Annotated in this window: 18 protein-coding genes; 5 read left to right on the forward strand and 13 right to left on the reverse strand. The window is 69.3% G+C overall.

The features are described from left to right. Positions 1-7: 7 nt before the first annotated feature. Positions 8-1,324 carry a dicarboxylate/amino acid:cation symporter gene (locus MEBOL_RS13240; protein ID WP_095977776.1) on the reverse strand — a complete coding sequence of 439 codons (1,317 nt, stop codon included), beginning with the start codon at positions 1,322-1,324 and terminating at the stop codon, positions 8-10. Between the two features lie 185 nt (positions 1,325-1,509). Here MEBOL_RS13240 and MEBOL_RS13245 point away from each other — a divergent pair, with 185 nt between their 5' ends. Both MEBOL_RS13245 and MEBOL_RS43615 read left to right on the forward strand, forming a co-directional pair. Beyond that, on the forward strand, positions 1,510-3,204 hold the full coding sequence (locus MEBOL_RS13245) for a GTPase (RefSeq protein ID WP_095977777.1): 1,695 nt from the start codon (positions 1,510-1,512) through the stop codon (positions 3,202-3,204). A 118-nt stretch (positions 3,205-3,322) separates the two neighbouring features. After that, a complete protein-coding gene (locus MEBOL_RS43615) occupies positions 3,323-5,770 on the forward strand; it encodes a serine/threonine-protein kinase (protein ID WP_281256655.1) in 2,448 nt (815 codons plus the stop codon). Here the strand turns inward: MEBOL_RS43615 and MEBOL_RS13255 are convergent. Continuing rightward, a complete protein-coding gene (locus MEBOL_RS13255) occupies positions 5,767-6,528 on the reverse strand; it encodes a M23 family metallopeptidase (protein ID WP_245919718.1) in 762 nt (253 codons plus the stop codon). The two genes, MEBOL_RS43615 and MEBOL_RS13255, sit on opposite strands and share 4 nt — an antisense overlap. A 160-nt stretch (positions 6,529-6,688) precedes the next feature. Here MEBOL_RS13255 and MEBOL_RS13260 point away from each other — a divergent pair, with 160 nt between their 5' ends. After that, on the forward strand, positions 6,689-7,084 hold the full coding sequence (locus tag MEBOL_RS13260; protein WP_218920897.1) for an HIT family protein: 396 nt from the start codon (positions 6,689-6,691) through the stop codon (positions 7,082-7,084). Between the two features lie 36 nt (positions 7,085-7,120). On the opposite strand, the gene MEBOL_RS13265 is transcribed toward MEBOL_RS13260, so the two are convergent. The 10 genes from MEBOL_RS13265 to atpG all read right to left on the reverse strand — a co-directional run bounded on the left by MEBOL_RS13265 (position 7,121) and on the right by atpG (position 15,380). Then, the gene (locus MEBOL_RS13265; protein WP_095977778.1) at positions 7,121-8,935 is read right to left on the reverse strand and encodes an AMP-dependent synthetase/ligase; all 1,815 of its coding nucleotides are present in this window, start codon (positions 8,933-8,935) and stop codon (positions 7,121-7,123) included. A 164-nt stretch (positions 8,936-9,099) separates the two neighbouring features. Then, positions 9,100-9,267, reverse strand: coding sequence for a hypothetical protein (locus MEBOL_RS13270; RefSeq protein WP_245919719.1), 168 nt, complete (start codon positions 9,265-9,267; stop codon positions 9,100-9,102). 88 nt (positions 9,268-9,355) lie between these two features. Then, positions 9,356-9,895: a hypothetical protein gene (locus tag MEBOL_RS13275; protein ID WP_095977779.1), complete on the reverse strand. Its 540-nt coding sequence runs from the start codon at positions 9,893-9,895 to the stop codon at positions 9,356-9,358. Then, positions 9,892-10,296: a phage holin family protein gene (locus MEBOL_RS13280; protein ID WP_095977780.1), complete on the reverse strand. Its 405-nt coding sequence runs from the start codon at positions 10,294-10,296 to the stop codon at positions 9,892-9,894. Before MEBOL_RS13280 ends, MEBOL_RS13275 begins: the two co-directional genes overlap by 4 nt. Positions 10,297-10,445: 149 nt before the next feature. Further along, on the reverse strand, positions 10,446-11,480 hold the full coding sequence (locus MEBOL_RS13285; protein ID WP_095982755.1) for an ADP-ribosylglycohydrolase family protein: 1,035 nt from the start codon (positions 11,478-11,480) through the stop codon (positions 10,446-10,448). A gap of 117 nt (positions 11,481-11,597) precedes the next feature. After that, positions 11,598-11,858, reverse strand: coding sequence for a hypothetical protein (locus MEBOL_RS13290; protein ID WP_095977781.1), 261 nt, complete (start codon positions 11,856-11,858; stop codon positions 11,598-11,600). 41 nt (positions 11,859-11,899) lie between these two features. Beyond that, complete coding sequence (locus MEBOL_RS13295) at positions 11,900-12,304, reverse strand: F0F1 ATP synthase subunit epsilon (RefSeq protein WP_095977782.1); 405 nt, start codon at positions 12,302-12,304, stop codon at positions 11,900-11,902. Between the two features lie 17 nt (positions 12,305-12,321). Further along, positions 12,322-12,867: a hypothetical protein gene (locus tag MEBOL_RS13300; protein WP_095977783.1), complete on the reverse strand. Its 546-nt coding sequence runs from the start codon at positions 12,865-12,867 to the stop codon at positions 12,322-12,324. A 42-nt stretch (positions 12,868-12,909) separates the two neighbouring features. Then, positions 12,910-14,355 carry a F0F1 ATP synthase subunit beta gene (gene atpD, locus MEBOL_RS13305; protein ID WP_095977784.1) on the reverse strand — a complete coding sequence of 482 codons (1,446 nt, stop codon included), beginning with the start codon at positions 14,353-14,355 and terminating at the stop codon, positions 12,910-12,912. 116 nt (positions 14,356-14,471) lie between these two features. Beyond that, entirely contained in the window at positions 14,472-15,380 is a 909-nt protein-coding gene (gene atpG / locus MEBOL_RS13310; RefSeq protein ID WP_095977785.1) for an ATP synthase F1 subunit gamma, read from the reverse strand. Positions 15,381-15,597: 217 nt separating this feature from the next. On the opposite strand from atpG, the gene MEBOL_RS13315 reads away from it, so the two are divergent. Further along, complete coding sequence (locus tag MEBOL_RS13315) at positions 15,598-16,266, forward strand: SanA/YdcF family protein (RefSeq protein WP_425437617.1); 669 nt, start codon at positions 15,598-15,600, stop codon at positions 16,264-16,266. A gap of 101 nt (positions 16,267-16,367) precedes the next feature. Beyond that, positions 16,368-16,640, forward strand: coding sequence for a hypothetical protein (locus MEBOL_RS13320; RefSeq protein ID WP_095977786.1), 273 nt, complete (start codon positions 16,368-16,370; stop codon positions 16,638-16,640). Between the two features lie 55 nt (positions 16,641-16,695). Here the strand turns inward: MEBOL_RS13320 and MEBOL_RS13325 are convergent, their stop codons facing one another. Then, positions 16,696-17,919: an SMI1/KNR4 family protein gene (locus tag MEBOL_RS13325; RefSeq protein ID WP_095977787.1), complete on the reverse strand. Its 1,224-nt coding sequence runs from the start codon at positions 17,917-17,919 to the stop codon at positions 16,696-16,698. Between the last annotated feature and the right edge of the window lie 157 nt (positions 17,920-18,076).

Genomic DNA, 18,076 nt, shown 5'->3' on the forward strand with positions numbered 1-18,076 from the left:
GCGGTGCTCAGGCCACCGGCTCGGACGGGACGGTGCTGGAGGACGGCGCCTTCATCACCGCGTCGAAGGCCTGTTGATCCAACCCACCCTCCCACCGCGACACCACCACCGTGGCCACGGCGTTGCCGAGGAAGTTGGTGAGCGAGCGGCACTCGGACATGAAGCGATCCACGCCGAGGATGAGCGCCATGCCCGCCACCGGCACGGTGGGCACCACGGACAGGGTGGCCGCCAGGGTGATGAAGCCCGCCCCCGTCACGCCCGCCGCGCCCTTGGAGCTGAGCATGGCCACGAGCAGCAGCAGCACCTGCTGGCTCAGCGTCAGGTGCGTGTTGGTCGCCTGGGCGATGAACAGCGCCGCCAGCGTCATGTAGATGTTGGTGCCATCCAGGTTGAAGGAGTAGCCGGTGGGCACCACCAGGGCGACGATGGGCTTGGGACAGCCCGCGCGCTCCATCTTCTCGATGAGGTTGGGCAGGGCGGACTCGGACGAGCTGGTGCCGAGCACCAGCAGGAGCTCCGCCTTGAGGTAGCGGATGAGCCGCAGGATGGAGAAGCCATTGTAGCGCGCCACCGCGCCCAGGATGACGAGCACGAACACGGCCGACGTCGCGTAGAAGGTGAGCACGAGCGCCGCCAGGTTCACGATGGCGCCAATCCCGTACTTGCCGATGGTGAAGGCGAACGCGCCGAACGCGCCCACCGGCGCCACCTTCATCAGGAGGCTCACCAGCTTGAAGAAGGCGATGCTCAGCGAGTGCAGCAGGTCCACCACCGGCCGGCCCTTCTCGCCCACGAGCGACAGGGCCACGCCGAACAGGATGGAGACGAAGAGCACCTGGAGGATTTCCCCCTCGGAGAAGGCGCTCACCACGGTGGTGGGGATGATGTTGAGCAGGAACGCGGTGAGGTTCTGATCGTGCGCCTTGGCGGCGTAGCCGGACACCGCTCCGGCGTCGAGCGTGGCCGGGTCGATGTTCATCCCCGCTCCTGGGCGCACCACGTTGGCGATGACCATCCCCACCACCAGCGCGAGCGTGGAGAACGTGAGGAAGTAGGCGAACGCCTTGGCGGCGATGCGGCCCACCTTGCCCAGGTCATGCGAGCCCGCGATGCCCGTCACCACCGTGAGGAAGATGACCGGGGCGATGATCATCTTCACCAGCTTGATGAAGCCATCTCCCAGCGGCTTCATGGAGGCGCCCAGGTCCGGATAGAAGTGGCCGAGCAGCGCGCCGAGGGTGATGGCCACCAGGACCTGGAAGTAGAGGTGCCGGTGGAGCCCCCGGGGGGCGGACTCCTGCTTGGTTTCCTGGAGAATCATCTTCGAGAGTGTCCTTGCCCCGCGCGGGAGAGGGCGGGGCGTGCGCCCCAGCGTAGGGGCCGAGGCATTTGCGCACCAACGTCTGGCGCGGCATTCCCACTCCCGAGGGGACATGACGCACGACGTCAGACACTTGCTTCATTCCGGACTGGGCAGGCGCGCACGCCTTGGCGAGGCTCGGGGCCGTGGACGACACCCTGCCCGATCCCGAACACCTCGAACGACTTCTCTCCGCCGCGCGCACCCTGCCCGCCCTGACGCCGCACGCCGCCCGCCTGGAGCGCTTGCGCCAGGACTACGCACGAGGGAGGGAGCGGCGGGACGTCCCACTCACCGTGGCGCTGGTGGGGGCCACGGGTGCGGGCAAGTCCACCCTGCTCAATGCCCTGGCCGGCCAGGCGCTCGCGAGAGAGGGCGAGGACCGGCCCACCAGCACGGCCGCCACCGTCTTCGCCCCCGAGGGCCTGGAGCTGGAGGACATCGCCCAGGTGGGAGCGCGGGTGGTGCGCTACACGCCGGGGCCCCGGGGGTTGTGGAGCGGCCAGGTATTCATCGACACGCCGGATCTCAACAGCGTGGCCACGGCACACCGCGAGGTGGCGCGCGCGGCGCTGGAGCGCGCGGACGTGGCGCTGGTGGTGATGCACCGGAGCAGTGTCGCCGAGTCCTCCCAGGCAGAGTTCCTGGCGGAGTTCGCCCGGCGGCGCGCGCTCGTGTTCCTCATCAACTTCGCGGACGAGCTGTCGGCCGACTCCCGCGAATCCCTCAAGTCCCAGGCGCGCCGGCTCGCCGCGGAGCGCTACGGGATGGCGCTGGAGTCCGTGCCCGTCTTCGCCATCAGCGGACGCGCCGCGAAGCAGGGGCAGGACCCGTCGGGCGAATTCGGCGCCCTGCTCTTCCACCTCCAGTCCCTCGCCACCCAGACGGTGGCCGAGCGGGTGCGGCGCTCCAACGCCCAGGGCGCGCTCACGGAACTCACCTCGCGGGTGGAGGGCGCGCTGACGGAGACGGAGGACACGCTCACGCGGGCGGGCACCGCGCTGGGGGCGGGGCTCGGGCGGGCCGCCACGGGCCTGCGGGAGGACTTCGAGTCCCGGCTGCTGCTCGCGCAGGGCTTCCTCGCCTCGGAGGTACGCGATCAGGCGGCGGGACGCTTCTGGGGCCCGGCGGCCTGGGGCATGCGGCTGTCCTCCGTGGGCGCGGGAGGCCTGGGCGCGGCGGCGCTGGTGTCGCGGCGCAGCCTGCCGGTGGGACTGGCGGTGGCGGCCACCACCACCGTGCTGGACGTGGTGCGCGAGCGCACGCGGGCCCGCGCGGCGGAGACGGCGGTGGTGGAGCCCTTCGAGGATGACCTGGCCGTGGAGTCCGCCGCCCGCGCCTCGCTCACGGAGGCCCGGAGCCTGGCGCACGCGGGAGGACTGCCGCCGGAGACGCTGGGCCTGCCGGATGTGGACACGCTGCTCGCGGAGCTGAAGGCCGCGCGCGCGAGCGCCTGGCGCTACACCCTCACCACGGCGGTGGCCGAGGCCGTGGCGGGCTGGTGGCGCACGGCGCGCTGGCTCCTGCTGCCGCTCATCAACCTGCCCCTGTTCGCGCTGCTGGGGCACGTGGGCTACCGCGTGGTGCGGGCCTACCTCGAGGGCCCCCTGCTGGGCGTGGACTACTTCCTCAACGCGGGGGCGCTCTTCGCGTTGCTCGCGGGGACGGGCGCGCTCCTGGCCTCGGCGAGCCTCGCGGGCACCACCCGCGCCGTGCGCCGCATGGGCCTCGCCCGCTTCACCGCGCTCCTGGACGCGCTCGGCGCCCGGCTCGGCGAATCGGTCCAGGACAGCCTGCGCTCCGGGCGCGAGGCCGCCCGCGCCCTGCTCCGCCTGCGCTGACTGGCCGACACCCGCCCCGTACCCACGACCCGGTAGGCAACCGCACATCCATGGCCATCATGGGACTCGGGGGTGGGGAAGGGTAGCGCGGTGCGCGCGAAGCGGAGAGCGCCCAGACATGAGTCAGAGCGAGTGCCATGCCCAACCGTTGGAGCCCCACCGCGAGCTCATGCCCGGCCAATGGCTGCGGCACTACGAGCTCATCCGAGAGCTGAGCGGCGGTGGCCCGGGTGGCGGGGCCTACCTGGCGCGCGACACCCGCACGGGACGCCGGGTGACGATCCATTTCCCGTCTCGGCTCCCTCCCGTCACCGCGCGCCTCTTCCACGAGAACATCGTGGCCATCCAGGAAGTCGGCCAGGACGAGGACGGCGCCTTCCTGGTGCTCGAATACCTCCAGGGCCAGTCCTTGCGGACGCTCGTCCACCACGAGCGGCTGCCTCCGGCACGCGCCGTCGAACTGATGGCGCCCGTGCTGCGGGCGCTCGCGCACGCGCATGACCAGGGAGTCGTCCATGGAGACCTGCGGCCCGACAACCTCCTGGTGACCGACACGGGCGTCATCAAGGTGCTCGGCTTCGGCCTCTCCCGGACAACCCAGGAGATGGAGGAGGAGCCCGCCACCGATCCCCGCACGGACCTCTGGGCCGTGGGCATCATGCTCTTCCAGATGCTCTCGGGTGTGACGCCGCGGCTCGACGCGCCCATGCCGCGTCTCCAGGAGCTGTTGCCCGCCCTGCCCCCAGACCTGGCCGCCGTCGTCGACCGCTGCCTGCTCGAGAACAAGGACGAGCGCTTCGCCGACGCGCGCTCGCTCCTGCGCGCCCTGGAGCCCTTCCTCCCAGGCCATGCCCATCGCGAGCCGCTCGCCAGCGATTCCTGTCCCTATCCAGGCCTCTCCGCCTTCCAGGAAGCCGACGCGGACCGCTTCTTCGGCCGCGCCCGGGAGGTCACCGCGCTCCTCCAGCGCCTTCGCGATCGTCCCCTGCTCGCCGTCGTCGGACCTTCCGGCGCGGGCAAATCCTCCCTGGTGCACGCGGGGCTCGTGCCCGCCCTCGAGCGCTCCGGCAACGACTGGCGGACGCTCGTGATGCGTCCCGGGCAGCACCCCCTGTCGGCCCTGGCCCGCCTGCTGGAACAGGCGGAACGCCCCTCGGACGTCTTCGAGGAGGACAGCCCGAGGCGGCGTGAACTCGTGCGGCGGCTGTACGCCGAGCCCGGCTACGCGGGCCAGGTGCTGCGCGCCCTCGCCCAGCACCACCACCACGAGCTGCTCGTCTTCATCGATTCCTTCGAGGAGCTGTACGCGCGAGTCCCCGACGTGCGCGAGCGCCGGGCGTTCACCGAATGCCTGATGGGCATCGCGGATGACACCACCTCCCCCCTGCGGGTGCTCCTCGCGCTGCGCACGGACCGCATGGACGCCGTGTCCGAGGACGAGCGCTTCATGACGGCCCTCTCCCAGGGCCTGTTCTTCCTCGCGCCGCTCCGGGGCGAGGGGCTGTGCGAGGCACTGGTGCGGCCCGCCGAGAGGGCCGGCTACTCCTTCGAGATGCCCATCCTGGTGGACGGTCTGCTCCAGGATCTGGAGTCCTCCCCGGACGCGCTTCCGCTCCTCCAGTTCGCCGCCACCACGATGTGGGAAGCGCGCGATCCGGACACCCGGCGGCTCACCGTCCGGGCCCATGAGACCCAAGGCGGCGTCACGGGAGTGCTCGCCCGCCACGCCGACGAAGTGCTCGCGAACCTGCTCGCGTCCGAGCAGGAGCTGACCCGACGCCTGTGCTCTCGATTGGTGGCGCCCAGTCGCACACGGGCCACCGCGACCCTGGACGAGCTGCGCGCGCTGACGAACGAGCCGGAGGAGCCGCGGCGGCTCATCGAGCATCTGGCGCGCATGCGGCTGCTGCGGCTCCACGGCGGCGCGGATGACACGGACGTGACGGTGGAGCTCGTCCACGAATCGCTCATCCACGGCTGGCCTCCCCTGCGCCGCTGGCTGGACGAGCGCCAGGAGGACACGGCGTTACCCGAGCGGGAGGCGCGACAGGGAAGAGCCCGGATGCTCGCGGGTGTGGTTTTCGTGGGCGCGCTCCTCCTCGCGACGTCGGTGGGGTGGGTGCACGCGCGCGGCGCGCAGCGGAGGGCCGAACTCCAGGCGGAGCGGGCGCGCGCGGAGGAACGGATGGCGCTGGACGCGGAGGCACGAGCCCGGGAGGCGGCGCGAGAAGCGCGGCGGGAACTCGAGAGGGTGCTCATCGAGCAACAGGAGCGGCACGAGGAGTGGCGAGCCTGGGAAGAGACCCATCGAGAAGTGGTGCGCCTCACCGAGGAGCTGTTCCACCGCGAGGAGGAGCTCTTCTCCGCGCTGCGGAGGCTTCAGAAAGCCTCCCCTACCCGGCCTGCCTCACCCCGGCACGGCTCGAGAAACGCCGAGGCGCTGCTGCGGCGGGAGCGGGAACGCATCCAGGGCCTCGAGGCGAGGATCGCCCCGATGCTCCAGCTCTTGAAGCGGCGGGCCTGGCGGGAGCAACCCGCCGGCCCGTTCGAGGAAATGAAGCGCTAGTTCGCGCCGCCGGAGCCGTCATCGAAGGCGTGAGCCTGGGACGGCATGCGCACGGTGTTGACCGCCGGGCGCGAGACCTTCTCCAGCAGCTCCTTGGCACCGGGAGGAATGCCACCCGAGGCCTGCTCCCCCTCGCCCGACGGCACCACGGGCGCGATGGGCTGATTGGCGCGCCGCTCGTCGTTGGTGGCCATCATCGGCAGGTTCGGCGTGTTGCCGCACGAGGGAGCGGCGATGAGGGTGTCGCGCACCGGATCGCCATAGCCCGCGATGTGCGCGCGAACGGAGGGGTTGTTCCATCCGGGGCCCTGGGTGCTGGCCACCTTGAAGTGCAGGTGGGGGCCGCAGGACCAGCCGGTGTTGCCCGAATAGCCGAGGAGCTGACCCTTGTGCACCGTATCGCCGGGCTTCACCACCACGGCGCTGAAGTGCAGGTACTGGGTCTCCACGCCCCCCGCGTGCTCGACGACGACGTAGTTGGCGTACGAGGCCATCTTGGGATCACACGCGCCCTGGGTGCTGTCCCCCCGCGCCATGCGCACCTTGCCGTCCTGCGCGGCGACGACAGGGGTGCCGATGGGCATGCGGAAATCCCAGGCGTAGGTGTCATTCTGCAGGTGACTGCCCGTGTCGTGTCCCTGGCTGACCGGGAAGACCCGGCCACAGGCGAACGGCACGCCCATCTCGGGAACCACGCTATTGCGGGTGGGATTGACTGCCGGAGCGGAGGCGAGCAGGAAGATCGTGGAAATGATCATGGGGGGCTGCGCGACAACGATGGGGTGCCTAGGCACTATTCCAGAATCCGCATCCCCTCGCGCCACGTGGGAAAATCTACAGGTCGGTCCATTCGGAGAGGAGGCGACCAGGCAGCGGCGCCTATCCTGCGGCCCTTCTCTTTCCCGGGAGGCGGCAAGCGTGGCCACGGAAACCATTTTCTCGAAGATCGTCCGAGGTGAAATCCCCTGCCACAAGGTGTGGGAGGACGAGCGGCACCTGGCCTTTCTCGACATCCGCCCCATGAGGCCCGGACACACGCTCGTCATCCCCAAGGACGCCGGGGACTACCTCTTCGACCTGGAGCCCCAGGCCTATGGCGAGCTGATGCAGGCGGTGCGCACCGTGGCGCGCCTGCTCAAGGAGCGCCTGGGATGCCAGCGCGTGGTGGAGGTGGTGATCGGCTACGAGATACCGCACGCCCACGTGCACCTCATCCCCACCGACTCCATGGCGGAGCTGCCCTCGTTCGCGGGCAGCCCGGCGGATCAGGCGGAACTGGCGCGCCTCGCCGCGCGCCTGCGCGATGGGAAGTAAGCCCCCCATCGCCGCCAGCGACGACGAGGCGGAGTCTCAGGCGGCGCTCTTCTCGCCGCGCTTCTCCGCCTCGCGGTAGATGTTCTCCACCTCCTCGCCGTACTTCTTGAGCACGCTGCGGCGCTTGAGCTTGAGCGAGGGGGTGAGCATGTCGTTGGCGGTGGTGAAGTCCTCGCTCACGAGCAGGAAGTGCTTGGGCTTCTCATAGCCCTTCACGTCCTTGGTGTACTCGGCGATCTGCTCCCGGTAGAGCTGCTGCACCTCGGGGAGCGTGAGCAGGGCGGGCATGGCGGTGCTCAAGCCCTTCTCCTCGGCCCACTTCGTCAGCGAGCCCATGTCCGGCACGATGATGGCCGTGTTGAAGGGCTTGTTCTGGCCGTGCAGCATCGCGTTGACGATGAAGGACGAGAGCTGCAGCGACTGCTCGATGGGGGCCGGCGACACGTACTTGCCGTTCTCCAGCTTGTACTGCTCCTTGATGCGGCCGGTGATCCACAGGTACCCGTCCTCGTCCACGTAGCCCATGTCCCCGGTGCGAAAGCCGTGCTCGGGGGTGAAGGCCTTCTCGTCCTCCTCGGGCAGGTTGTAGTAGCCCTGCATGATGTTGTGCCCGAAGGCGACGATCTCTCCCTGCTTGGGGTCGCCCGTCTCGGTGCGATCGATCTCCACGCGCGTGCCCGGCAGCGGCTTGCCCACGGAGCCAATCTTGCGGTTGCCCGGGTAGTTGGCGGTGGCGATGGGAGACGTCTCGGTGAGGCCATAGCCCTCGTAGACGGTGATGCCGAGGTTGTCGATGAACTCGGCCACCTCGCGCGAGATGGCCGCGCCACCGCTGAACGCGTACTTCATCCGGCCGCCGAAGCGCGCGCGCACCTTGGAGAAGACGACCTTGTCGAAGAAGGCGTGCTGCAGGTCGAGCAGCGCGCTCGTGCGCTTCTGCTCGGCGAGCGCCTTGCGCTGCTTGGCGACCTCGATGCCGCGGGTGAAGAGCAGGCGCTTGAGGGGAGACTCCGCCGCCATGCGCTTCTGCAGCCCATCGTAGATGCGGTTGAAGATGCGCGGCACGGAGAAGATGAGCGAGGGCTTCACCTCGGCCAGGTTCTCGATGATCTTCTCGGTGGACTCGGCGATGCCCATGGAGGCGCCCATGGAGTACAGGCCGTGCAGCTCCACGGATTGACCGAAGACGTGCGCCCAGGGCAGGAACGCGAGCGAGCGGTCATCGTCGGACATGGGGAAGATCTCGTGCATGGCGGCCACGTTGCTCGCGATGTTGCCGTGGCTGAGCTTCACGCCCTTGGGGTTGCCCGTGGTGCCCGAGGTGTAGATGAGGCCGCTCAGGTCCGAGGGCTTGGGCGAGGCCGCGGGCTGGGGGGACGCGGAGCCCTGGCTCAGCAGGTTCGCGAGGCTGTCCGCGTCCTGCTCGCCGCCGGAGAAGCGGATGACGTGCTCGAGCGCGGGCAGGGATGATTTGAGCGCCGAGATCTTCTTGGCGATGGCGTCGGTGGCGACGAACACCACCTTGGCGCCACAGTCATTGAGGATGTACTGCCACTCCTTCTCCTGCTGCTGCTCGTACATGGGCACATAGGCGGCCCCGAGCGTGTACGACGCATAGGCACCCACCGCCCACTCGTGGCGGTTGTTGGAGATGACGGCCACGCGATCGCCCGCCGTCACGCCCAGCTTCGCCAACCCACCGCGCAGGTCGTCCACCTTCTGCGCGAACTGGATGTACGTCATCTCCACCCAGGCGCCGTTCTTCTTCTCGAGGAAGAGCGTCCGCGGGCCGTAGTGCGCCGTGCTTTGGAGGAAGATGTCGACCAACGTCTCGAACTTGGGTCGCGTCATGGCTCGGGCTCCTGGGAAGTGAGCAGGCGGGCGACATCACACCAGGAGACGCCCCCCTCAGTCTCAACAAGTCACCAGGAAGCTAACCCAATTCCAAGCACTACTGGATGGGTCCCCAGGCTCATTTGCCCGGCACCTGGGGTAAAAAGAACTGACGCACGGCGTCAGGACTCACGAGGCGTGGCCCGCTGGAAGATGCGCAGCAGCAAGAGGAGCGAGGGGAGGATGAGCACGACGAGCGCCGCGAGGAACACGGCGCTGCCCGAGCCCAGGGCCCGCCGCCGGAAGTCCTCCTGGAGCGCGGGCTCGCGCGTCTCGGCCGTGAGGTACACCGAAGGCCAGGGACAACCCCATCTGAGCCCGCGCGTAGAGCAGTTCCATGGGAAGGGCCGCGTTCGCGGAGGACATCGCCCCCGGGAGCTAGGCGTGGGCCTCGGCCTGGACGAAGCGGACTCCCGGACGCTTCGAGATCTTCTGGGCCGCCTGGGTCGACGAGGGAACCAGCGTCTGCACGGCGTTCCTGGCCAGGGCGCTGGCCAGGGCGGTGCCGAAGATGAAGAAGAGCTTGCGGCCCAGCTCGATGGCGAAGGGCTGTTGCTTGGAGGAGGAGGCCACCTGGTCCGGGTGGTTCCAGGCGCGCCACACCGCGCGCCGGCGCCGCTCCCAGACCACCCGCTCCTGACGGCGCCCGTTGAAGAACGAGACGCCCACGCCCACGGCCACGGCCGTCAACGCACCGGCGCCGATCTTGAGCAGCAGCTCGCGGTTGCGCTCGAGGACCTGACGCACCTGGAACTTCATGTCGAAGGCCCGCTCGCGGCGCCGGTCCAGTTCCTGGAGGGTGAGCAGCAGTTCGTCCCGGAGCCGGTCCGCGGTGCGCTCCACCTGCTCGCGCTCGCTCAGTCCCGAGGTGATGGCGCCCCCGCGCTTCGTGTCGTCACGCTTCGTGTCATCACTCATTGCAGGGTCTCCTTGGTGCGCACGAGGTCCGCCTTCAAACGCTCCTGGGTATGGGGCAGGGGCTGTTTCGGCAGCCGCTTGTTCCCCGCCCACGCGAGTCCTCCGGAGACCAAGAGCAGGAAGGCGCCCACCAGCAGCACGCCCAGCCACTGGGCCAGCGGCAGCGCCAGTCCCGCCGCCACGAGCAGCGCCGACAAGCCCACCAGGGCCAGGACCGCACCCGCTCCCAGGAGGATGCCCGCGCTCTTCGCCGCGGTGATCTCCTCCTTCAACTCCTTCTTCGCGTGCAGGACTTCCGCCCGGGCCAGTAGCCGCGCCTCTTCGATGGCATGGCGGACCAGCTCCGCGGTGGACAGCGATTCCAGTTGCCTGCGCTCCAGCCGCTCCGATTCGAATTCCACGTGCCGCCTCCCCAGGCGTCCGTGAACCCACCTGGTGGTCGCAGGTGAGTTCCGCTCTCCCGCGAGAAGTTGGAATCGAGAGGCCGCCAGGGGAAGTCGAGCGGGCGTGACGAAGGCTCGCTCGCCCGGCCGCTGCTCCGAGGACTTGGTTAGCGGCGGCGCTTGTGTTGGGCGAGCGCGGTGGCGAGGGTCTCGCGCACCTGCCGGGCCTGGAAGAGGCGATCCGCGGCGTCCACCAGGGTGTCGGCGTACAGCACGCCCTTGCGCAGGCGCGAGGGGATGGCGGCCGTGCCCAGGTGGGAGCCGAGCATGGCGCCCGTGCAGGCGGCGGCCGCGTCGGCCTCGCCGCCACAGCGCAGCGTGAGCTCCACGGCCTTGCGGAAGTCGTGCGGCATCTTGAGGGTCGCGTACACAGCGGTGAGCAGCACCGGCACCACGTGAGGAGGCAGGCCCTCCACGCCCCGGAGCTGGCTGGGCGGCACGCTCACCTTGCGCAACTGCGTCAGCGCGCGCGCCGTGTCCCACGTGAGCAGACGGGGCAGGTGGCGCAGTTCCTCGGCCAGCTCCTGATCATGCGCCGCGGCCGCCAGCGCCAGCTCCTCGCAGAACGCGGCGGGAGTGGGCGGCTCCTTCGTCGTCAGGCCCATGGCCACCGCCTGCGCGAAGGCGGCGGCGGCGCCAGCGCACGTGGGATCCTTGTGCGTGAGGATGGAGAGCACGCCCGCGTCGTGACGGATGCGCACGCGGCTCTTGCTCTCGAAGAGGCCCACCACCATGGCGCGGCTGAGCACCGAGTGACACTTGACGCCCAGGGGCGAGCCCGCGCTCATCCACGGCGTGCCCATCGCGAGCTTCTGCAGGGACTCGGCGAGCGGCTTGGGCGGCTGCAGGATGATGCCCTCCTGCCACAGCCACGCGAGGTGCACCGCGGTGCTGCGCCCATCCACCTTGCCCTCGCGGATGACGCTCTCGGCGGTGGCGAGCATGAGCTGCGTGTCGTCGGAGAACTGGCCCTTGGCGAACTTGCCCCGGGGCCGGGGCGCGAAGTCGTCGGCCAGGCCGCTCAGACGCGCGAGGTTCACCGGCGGAATGCCCTTGAGGGGAAACCCCAGGGCATCTCCGATCGCGAGTCCCAGGAACGCCGCTTGAAACCTATCCTGGCGCTCGGCGGGGGTCATCGACATGGGGAGCGGCAAGATAACCAAACCGCGTTGCATGACCAGTCCCGACTTTCATTCCGCCGCGAGTTCCCCACGCACCACGCACAGATTGGGTGAAGGGCGCTCTCCCACCACAAGCGGCTACTCGTCACGCCCCAGGTTGACAACCGCCTGGAGACGGGCCACGACCGCTTCGGCGCCTTGATGCAGGTGCACCCCATCCCAGAGGGCGGGCGTGCTGTGTCCACCACGTTCGCGCCACGCGGCCTCCGCTTCCGGGAAGGCGATGTTGCGAAAGCGCACGCGATCCTCCAGCGCGTGGTCCACGACGTAGAGGCGCGCCACGGCGGAGGGAGGATCCGCGATCAGGTGGAAGAGTTCGAGCACGGCAAAGACAGACATGCGCGGCCGCGGGACGCGCCGCGCGGAAATTCAAGACACGGCTAGCGGGCGGCGGCGTTCACGCGCGCCGTCTCGCGGCGCACGGTGGCCTGCTCGACGCCGAAGCGGACATCGTCCGACGGCATGCCGCGCAGACGCTCCTGCGCCTCCGCCAGACGCCGGCGCGCGGCCTCCACATCGATGGCCGACACGGGCTCGACCACGTCCGCGAGCACGAGCACCTTGTCGTTGCCCACCTCGACGAAGCCACCGGCCACGAAGTAGGCCTCGCGCGGGGTGCCCTCGCCCGAGAGGGTGAGGAGGCCCGGCTCGATGAGCGACAGGAACGGGGTGTGGCCCGGCCGCACGCCGAACAGGCCCTTCGCGCCGGGAACGATCGCCTCGTCCGCCTGCACCGACAGGACGCGCTTCTCGGGGGTGACAATCTCGACCGTCAGCTTGGCCATGGGCTTTTCCGTGCTCTCTAGAAGGTCAGTTGGTGGGTCTTACCGCCGCCCACCGTCTCGAAATCAATGCGCCCGGCATCCGTCAGGCGGGGACCCTTGCCCGGCACTCCGAGCAGGCCCTCCAACCATTTGATGTGCTGCGACATCTGCCGCACCTCGGGCAGGGCCTGCCGGCTCACGAAGTCCAGCAGCCGCCGCTCCTCCACCCGCGCGCCGTTGCGGTCATACTCCGCCGCCACGACCGTGTTGGCCCAGGCGGGCAACTTCTTGTTCCGCTTGCCGGGCAGCTTCTGCGTGCCCTTGGGCGCCAGCGGGTAGAGGATCCACACCTTCGCTCCGTCATCGGAGACGAAGTACAGGTCATCCACGCCGCCCACGCACCGCTCCAACTTCCACTCGATGCCGCTCTCCTTGGAGACCTCGAGCGTGCACTGCTCGGGCCCCCGGACCACCATGCGCACGCTGTAGGTGCCCTTGGCACTCACCCGCGCACGGCTGGAGCGCTCCGCCGCCAGGCCAGGAAGCGCCAGCAACACCATCCCGATGACGACGGAACGAAGCATGTGGACTCCTCCTGGCGCGGGGGGCGGGAGCGGCTGGCGGAACTAGCTGGCCGCCAGCTTGGCGGCCTTGGCCTTCGCCTCGTCGATGCCGCCCACCATGTAGAAGGCGGACTCGGGCAGATCGTCGTGCTTGCCCTCGGCGATCTCCTTGAAGCCCTGGATGGTGTCCTGGAGCTTCACGTACTTGCCGGGCGAGCCGGTGAAGATCTGCGCCACGAAGAAGGGCTGGGACAGGAACTTCTGGATCTTCCGGGCGCGCGCCACCACCAGCTTGTCGTCCTCGGACAGCTCGTCCATGCCGAGGATGGCGATGATGTCCTGCAGCTCCTTGTAGCGCTGGAGGATGCCCTGGACGCGGCGGGCCACGGCGTAGTGCTCGGCGCCCACGACGTCCGGCGACAGGATGCGGCTCGTCGAGTCGAGCGGATCCACGGCCGGGTAGATGCCCAGCTCGGAGATGGCGCGGTTGAGCACCGTGGTCGCGTCCAGGTGGGCGAACGTGGTGGCGGGCGCCGGGTCCGTCAGGTCGTCGGCGGGCACGTAGATGGCCTGCACGGAGGTGACCGAGCCCTTGGTGGTGGAGGTGATGCGCTCCTGCAGGCTGCCCATCTCCGTGGCGAGCGTGGGCTGGTAACCCACGGCGCTGGGGATACGGCCCAGGAGGGCGGACACCTCGGAACCGGCCTGGGTGAAGCGGAAGATGTTGTCCACGAAGAGCAGCACGTCACGGCCTTCCACGTCGCGGAAGTACTCGGCGATCGTGAGCGCGGTGAGGGCCACGCGGGCGCGGGCGCCGGGCGGCTCGTTCATCTGGCCGTACACCAGCACCACCTGGCTCTCCTCCAGGTTGTCGACCTTGATGACGTTGCTGTCCTGCATCTCGTGGTACAGGTCGTTGCCCTCGCGGGTGCGCTCACCCACGCCGGCGAACACGGAGAAGCCGCCGCGCTCCACCGCCACGTTGCGGATGAGCTCCTGCAGGAGCACCGTCTTGCCCACGCCGGCGCCGCCGAACAGGCCGATCTTGCCGCCACGGGTGTAGGGAGCGAGCAGGTCGATGACCTTGATGCCCGTCTCGAACATCTGCACGCGCACGTCCTGCTCGGTGAACGGAGGCGGCTGGCGGTGGATGGGCCACGCCTCCTTGGCGACCACGGGGCCCTTCTCGTCCACGGGCTCGCCCGTGACGTTCAGGATGCGGCCGAGCGTGGCCTTGCCCACCGGCGCCAGGATGGGGGCGCCCGTGTTCGTCACCGGCTGGCCCCGGCTCAAACCCTCCGTGGAGTCCATGGAGATGCAGCGCACGGTGTTCTCGCCCAGGTGCTGCGCCACCTCGAGCGTGAGGTTGTTCTGCTCCGCGCTGACGTTGGGGTTGGTCAGCTTGAGGGCGGTGAACACCTCGGGGAGACCACCGGGCGGAAACTCCACGTCGACCACAGGACCGAGAACCTGGGTCACCTTGCCTACCGTCGGAACTTGAGCGCTCATGGACTGTCTTCCCGTCACTGCTTCAAAAGGGTGGCCCGGGGGATGGGCGGGCCCGCTCTACTCGCAGGCTCCCCCGGAGGTCAACATTGGAGGCCGTCTGGCCAGAAGCCGAACTTCTACTTCAACGCCTCGGCGCCCGACACGATCTCCATCAACTCGTTGGTGATGACCGCCTGGCGGGTGCGGTTGTAGGTGAGCGACAGGCTGGCGATCATGTCCGTGGCGTTGCTCGTCGCGTTCTCCATGGCGGACATGCGCGAGCCGTGCTCGCTCGCCACGCTCTCCAGGAGCGAGCGGTAGAGCTTGATGGCCACGGCCTGGGGCACCAGGCGATCCAACACTTCCTGGCGGCCCGGCTCGTACTTGAAGTCCACCAGATCCGGGGTGGGCTGCGCCTGGGGGGCGGCCTGGCCGACCTGGGCCGCGGTGGGCGCGCTGACCGACAGCGTCTGCAGGGGCAGCAGCTGCGCCAGGGTCACCTTCTGGTTAATGGCGGAGATGAACTCGTTGTAGATGATGTAGACGGCATCCACGTCGCCCTTGAGGAAGCGCGCGCTCATCTCCTCGGCCACGGCGGCGGCCTGGTTGTAGTCGGGCTTCTGGGACAGGTGCCCGAAGTCCTTGCGCATCTGCTGGCCGCGCTGGCGGAAGAAGTCGTTGCCCTTGCGGCCCACGGTGGACAGCTCCACCTGCACGCCGCTGTTCTCGTAGAGGAAGCGGCTGGCGCGGCGGATCACGTTGGAGTTGAAACCACCGGCGAGGCCGCGGTCCGACGTGAGCAGCAGCACCTCCACCTTGCGGATCGGGCGCGAGGCCAGGAGCGGATGGGCCAGCTCCTCTCCCTGCGAGCGCACGACGAGGTCGGAGATGATCTGGTCGAGGATCTGCGCGTACGGCCGCGCGGCGGTGATGGCGTCCTGGGCCTTGCGCAGCTTGGCGGCGGCCACCATCTTCATCGCCTTGGTGATCTGCCGCGTGTTCTTCACCGAGCGGATGCGCTTGCGAATGTCGCGAAGAGACGCCATGAGGCCACCAGCTCCTGTAGAAACGAGGGCCTGAGGGTTCGGCCCGGTCGCGGCCCCCTATATAGGCTGGTGTGGCGGCCGGTCAACCGTGGCCTTCCAACCAGACGCCCCCTTTTCCGGGAGCCGGGAATCCACCGCCCGTGTCGGCGGTCGGGTAGCGGGCAAGGGAGTTGCTTTTTCCCACCAGGCGCTGGGACGACAAGGAGGGTCACGGCCGTTGGGCCGGAAATTCATGGGCAGTGGCGGTCACAAGAAGCGGTGGAGGCGATCAGCCCTCCTGATGGTGCTCGGGCTGGGCCTGGGCGCCGCCCTGGCCGTGGGGGCCGTGTCCCTCTACGTGGAGTGGCGCTACGTGGATCGCATCCTCCCGCGCGCGCAAGCTCCCCAGGCCCCGGTGGCGCTCGTGTATGGCGCGGGCCTCGCCCCGGGGGGCAAACCCTCGCCCGTGCTCGCCCAACGGTTGGATGCCGCCCTGGCCCTCTACCACTCGGGCACGGTGGGCATGCTGCTGCTCAGCGGAGACAACTCGGACCGCTTCCACGACGAGACGCGCGCCATGGTGCGCTACGTGCGCGAACGGGGCGTCCCCTCCGAGGCCATCCAGGAAGACACCGCGGGCCTGTCCACCTACGACAGCTCCGTGCGGGCCCGCACCGTCTTCGGAGTGCGAGAGGCCCTGCTCGTCACCCAGCGCTTCCACCTGACCCGGGCGCTCTACATCGCCAACTCGGTGGGCATCGACGCATGGGGCGTGGCCGCGGACGAGGGCCGTCCCACCACCCGCCGCTACGCCCTGCGCGAAACGCTCTCGCGCGTGCTCGCCCTGCTCATGGTGTGGGCGGGTGCCGAGCCTCAATACCCCTCCGGCGCGCCTCCCCCACGCTGAGCGCCCTGGCGGCGAGCGGGCGGTCGAGGGCCGTTGCGTGAAGCCTCTTGGATTCGCACCGTTGCTAGAGCGCCATCCCGGCGTCCCTGGGAGACACTGCCATGCGATTCAAGAAGCTCGGAGCCGAGGAAGTGGGCGAATCCGAATCCCTGCGCCACCGGGATCCCATCACCGGCCGGGAGGAGCTGAACCTCACCGACGCGGAGCTGTCCATGAGCCCGCCGCTGGAGGAAGAAGCCGACTCGCGCGACATCCTCCCGGATCAAATCCAGGAGTTCCGCCGGGCGGGCGACGAGGAAGAGGAGCAGGAAATCACCGCCCGGCCCAGCGAGCCCATGCGGCCCATCCGTCCGGACGATCTCTCCAACGACTGACCTCTCCCGAGCCCGAGACGAGGGCCCCAGGAGGGCCCTCCGTCCGGATGACGGCTCAGCGGCGGCCGCGCGCCCCGCCGCGTTTGCCCGAGACCTTCTTCACGGCCGCCTTCTTCGCCGGAGCCTTCTTCCCGGCGGTCCGGGCCGGAGCCTTCTTCGCCGGAGCCTTCTTCCCGGCCGCTTTCTTCACCGGAGCTTTCTTCCCGGCCGCTTTCTTCACCGGAGCTTTCTTCCCGGCCGCTTTCTTCACCGGAGCTTTCTTCGCCGGAGCCTTCTTCGTGGCGGCCTTCTTCGCGGCGGTCCGGGCCGGAGCCTTCTTCACGGCCGCCTTCTTCGCCGAAGCCTTCTTCCCGGCAGCGGGCTGCTTCTCCGGAGCCTTCCTGGTTGGCTTGCGCGCGGGGGCCGTGGGCTTCTCTTCCACCTCGGCCTCCTCCTCTGGCTTCTGGAACTTCACCGTCCGACGCTTGGCCGCGGCCACCACCGGCTGACGCAACGCCTCGTCGGCTTCCGTGCCCTCTTCCTCGGCCTCGTCCTGCTCGGAAAGGATCGCCTCGGCTTCGTCTTCCGCCAGGAGGGCCTCCTCTTCTTCATCGGCCCGCGCCAACGCCTCTTCGTCGGCCTCGTCCTCCTCCACGTCCTCGTCGACCTTGGCTCGGGCCACGTCCTCTTCCCCCGCCTCCTCTTCTTCCTCCGCGTCGGCGCGCGCCGGGGCCCGGGCCGTCTCGCCCTCCTCGTACTCCACCGAGAGGTCGCTCAAGGCCCCCTGCACCATCGAGAGGGCCTGGGCGTAGGTCCGGTCACCGAACTCCTCCACCTCCTTGGGCGGCACGAGCACCTCGAGCATGCCCTGGAGCGAGCGGTACAGGCGCAGCTCGCGAGTCTCCGTCTCCCAGGTGCCGTAGAGCCAGTCCTCGTCCGAGAGCCCTTCGGCCCACCCCGGAAGAGGCCCGTCCCCCTGCTCCACCATGGCCGACTTGCGCGCGGCGAACAGGTGCCGGTGATGACCCTTGGTTCCGATGCGCCAGAGCCCCGCGGCGGGCAGTCCCTCGAGCTTCAGCCGCGTCTTCTCCAGCACGCTCGGCGCACCCTCGGGACCATGCAGACTGAAGAGGACGACGTCCCCTTGGAACGTGCCCCCATCGAATGTCTTCCACAGGACGGCGAGCTCCTCGGGAACGGGCACCCCGCTCTCCGTCTCGGCCCTCCGGACATCCTCCTGGCCCACTCCCGCCGACGTCTTGACCGCCGACTTCTGAAGTCCCTCCAGCCACTCGTGCATGTCCCCTCCACGTCGAAGGGCCCCAACTTAGGGTGCCCCAGGCTCGCTGCGCAGTACACCTCTGCCCCTATTGTGCACGGCCCCACCACGTCCGGTCAGCCTTTCCGCACATCCCCGCGCACGCTCCCTCCTCCTCCAGGGTTGAAGCGGAGGGGTC

This window comes from Melittangium boletus DSM 14713, assembly GCF_002305855.1.
Taxonomy (GTDB): domain Bacteria; phylum Myxococcota; class Myxococcia; order Myxococcales; family Myxococcaceae; genus Cystobacter; species Cystobacter boletus.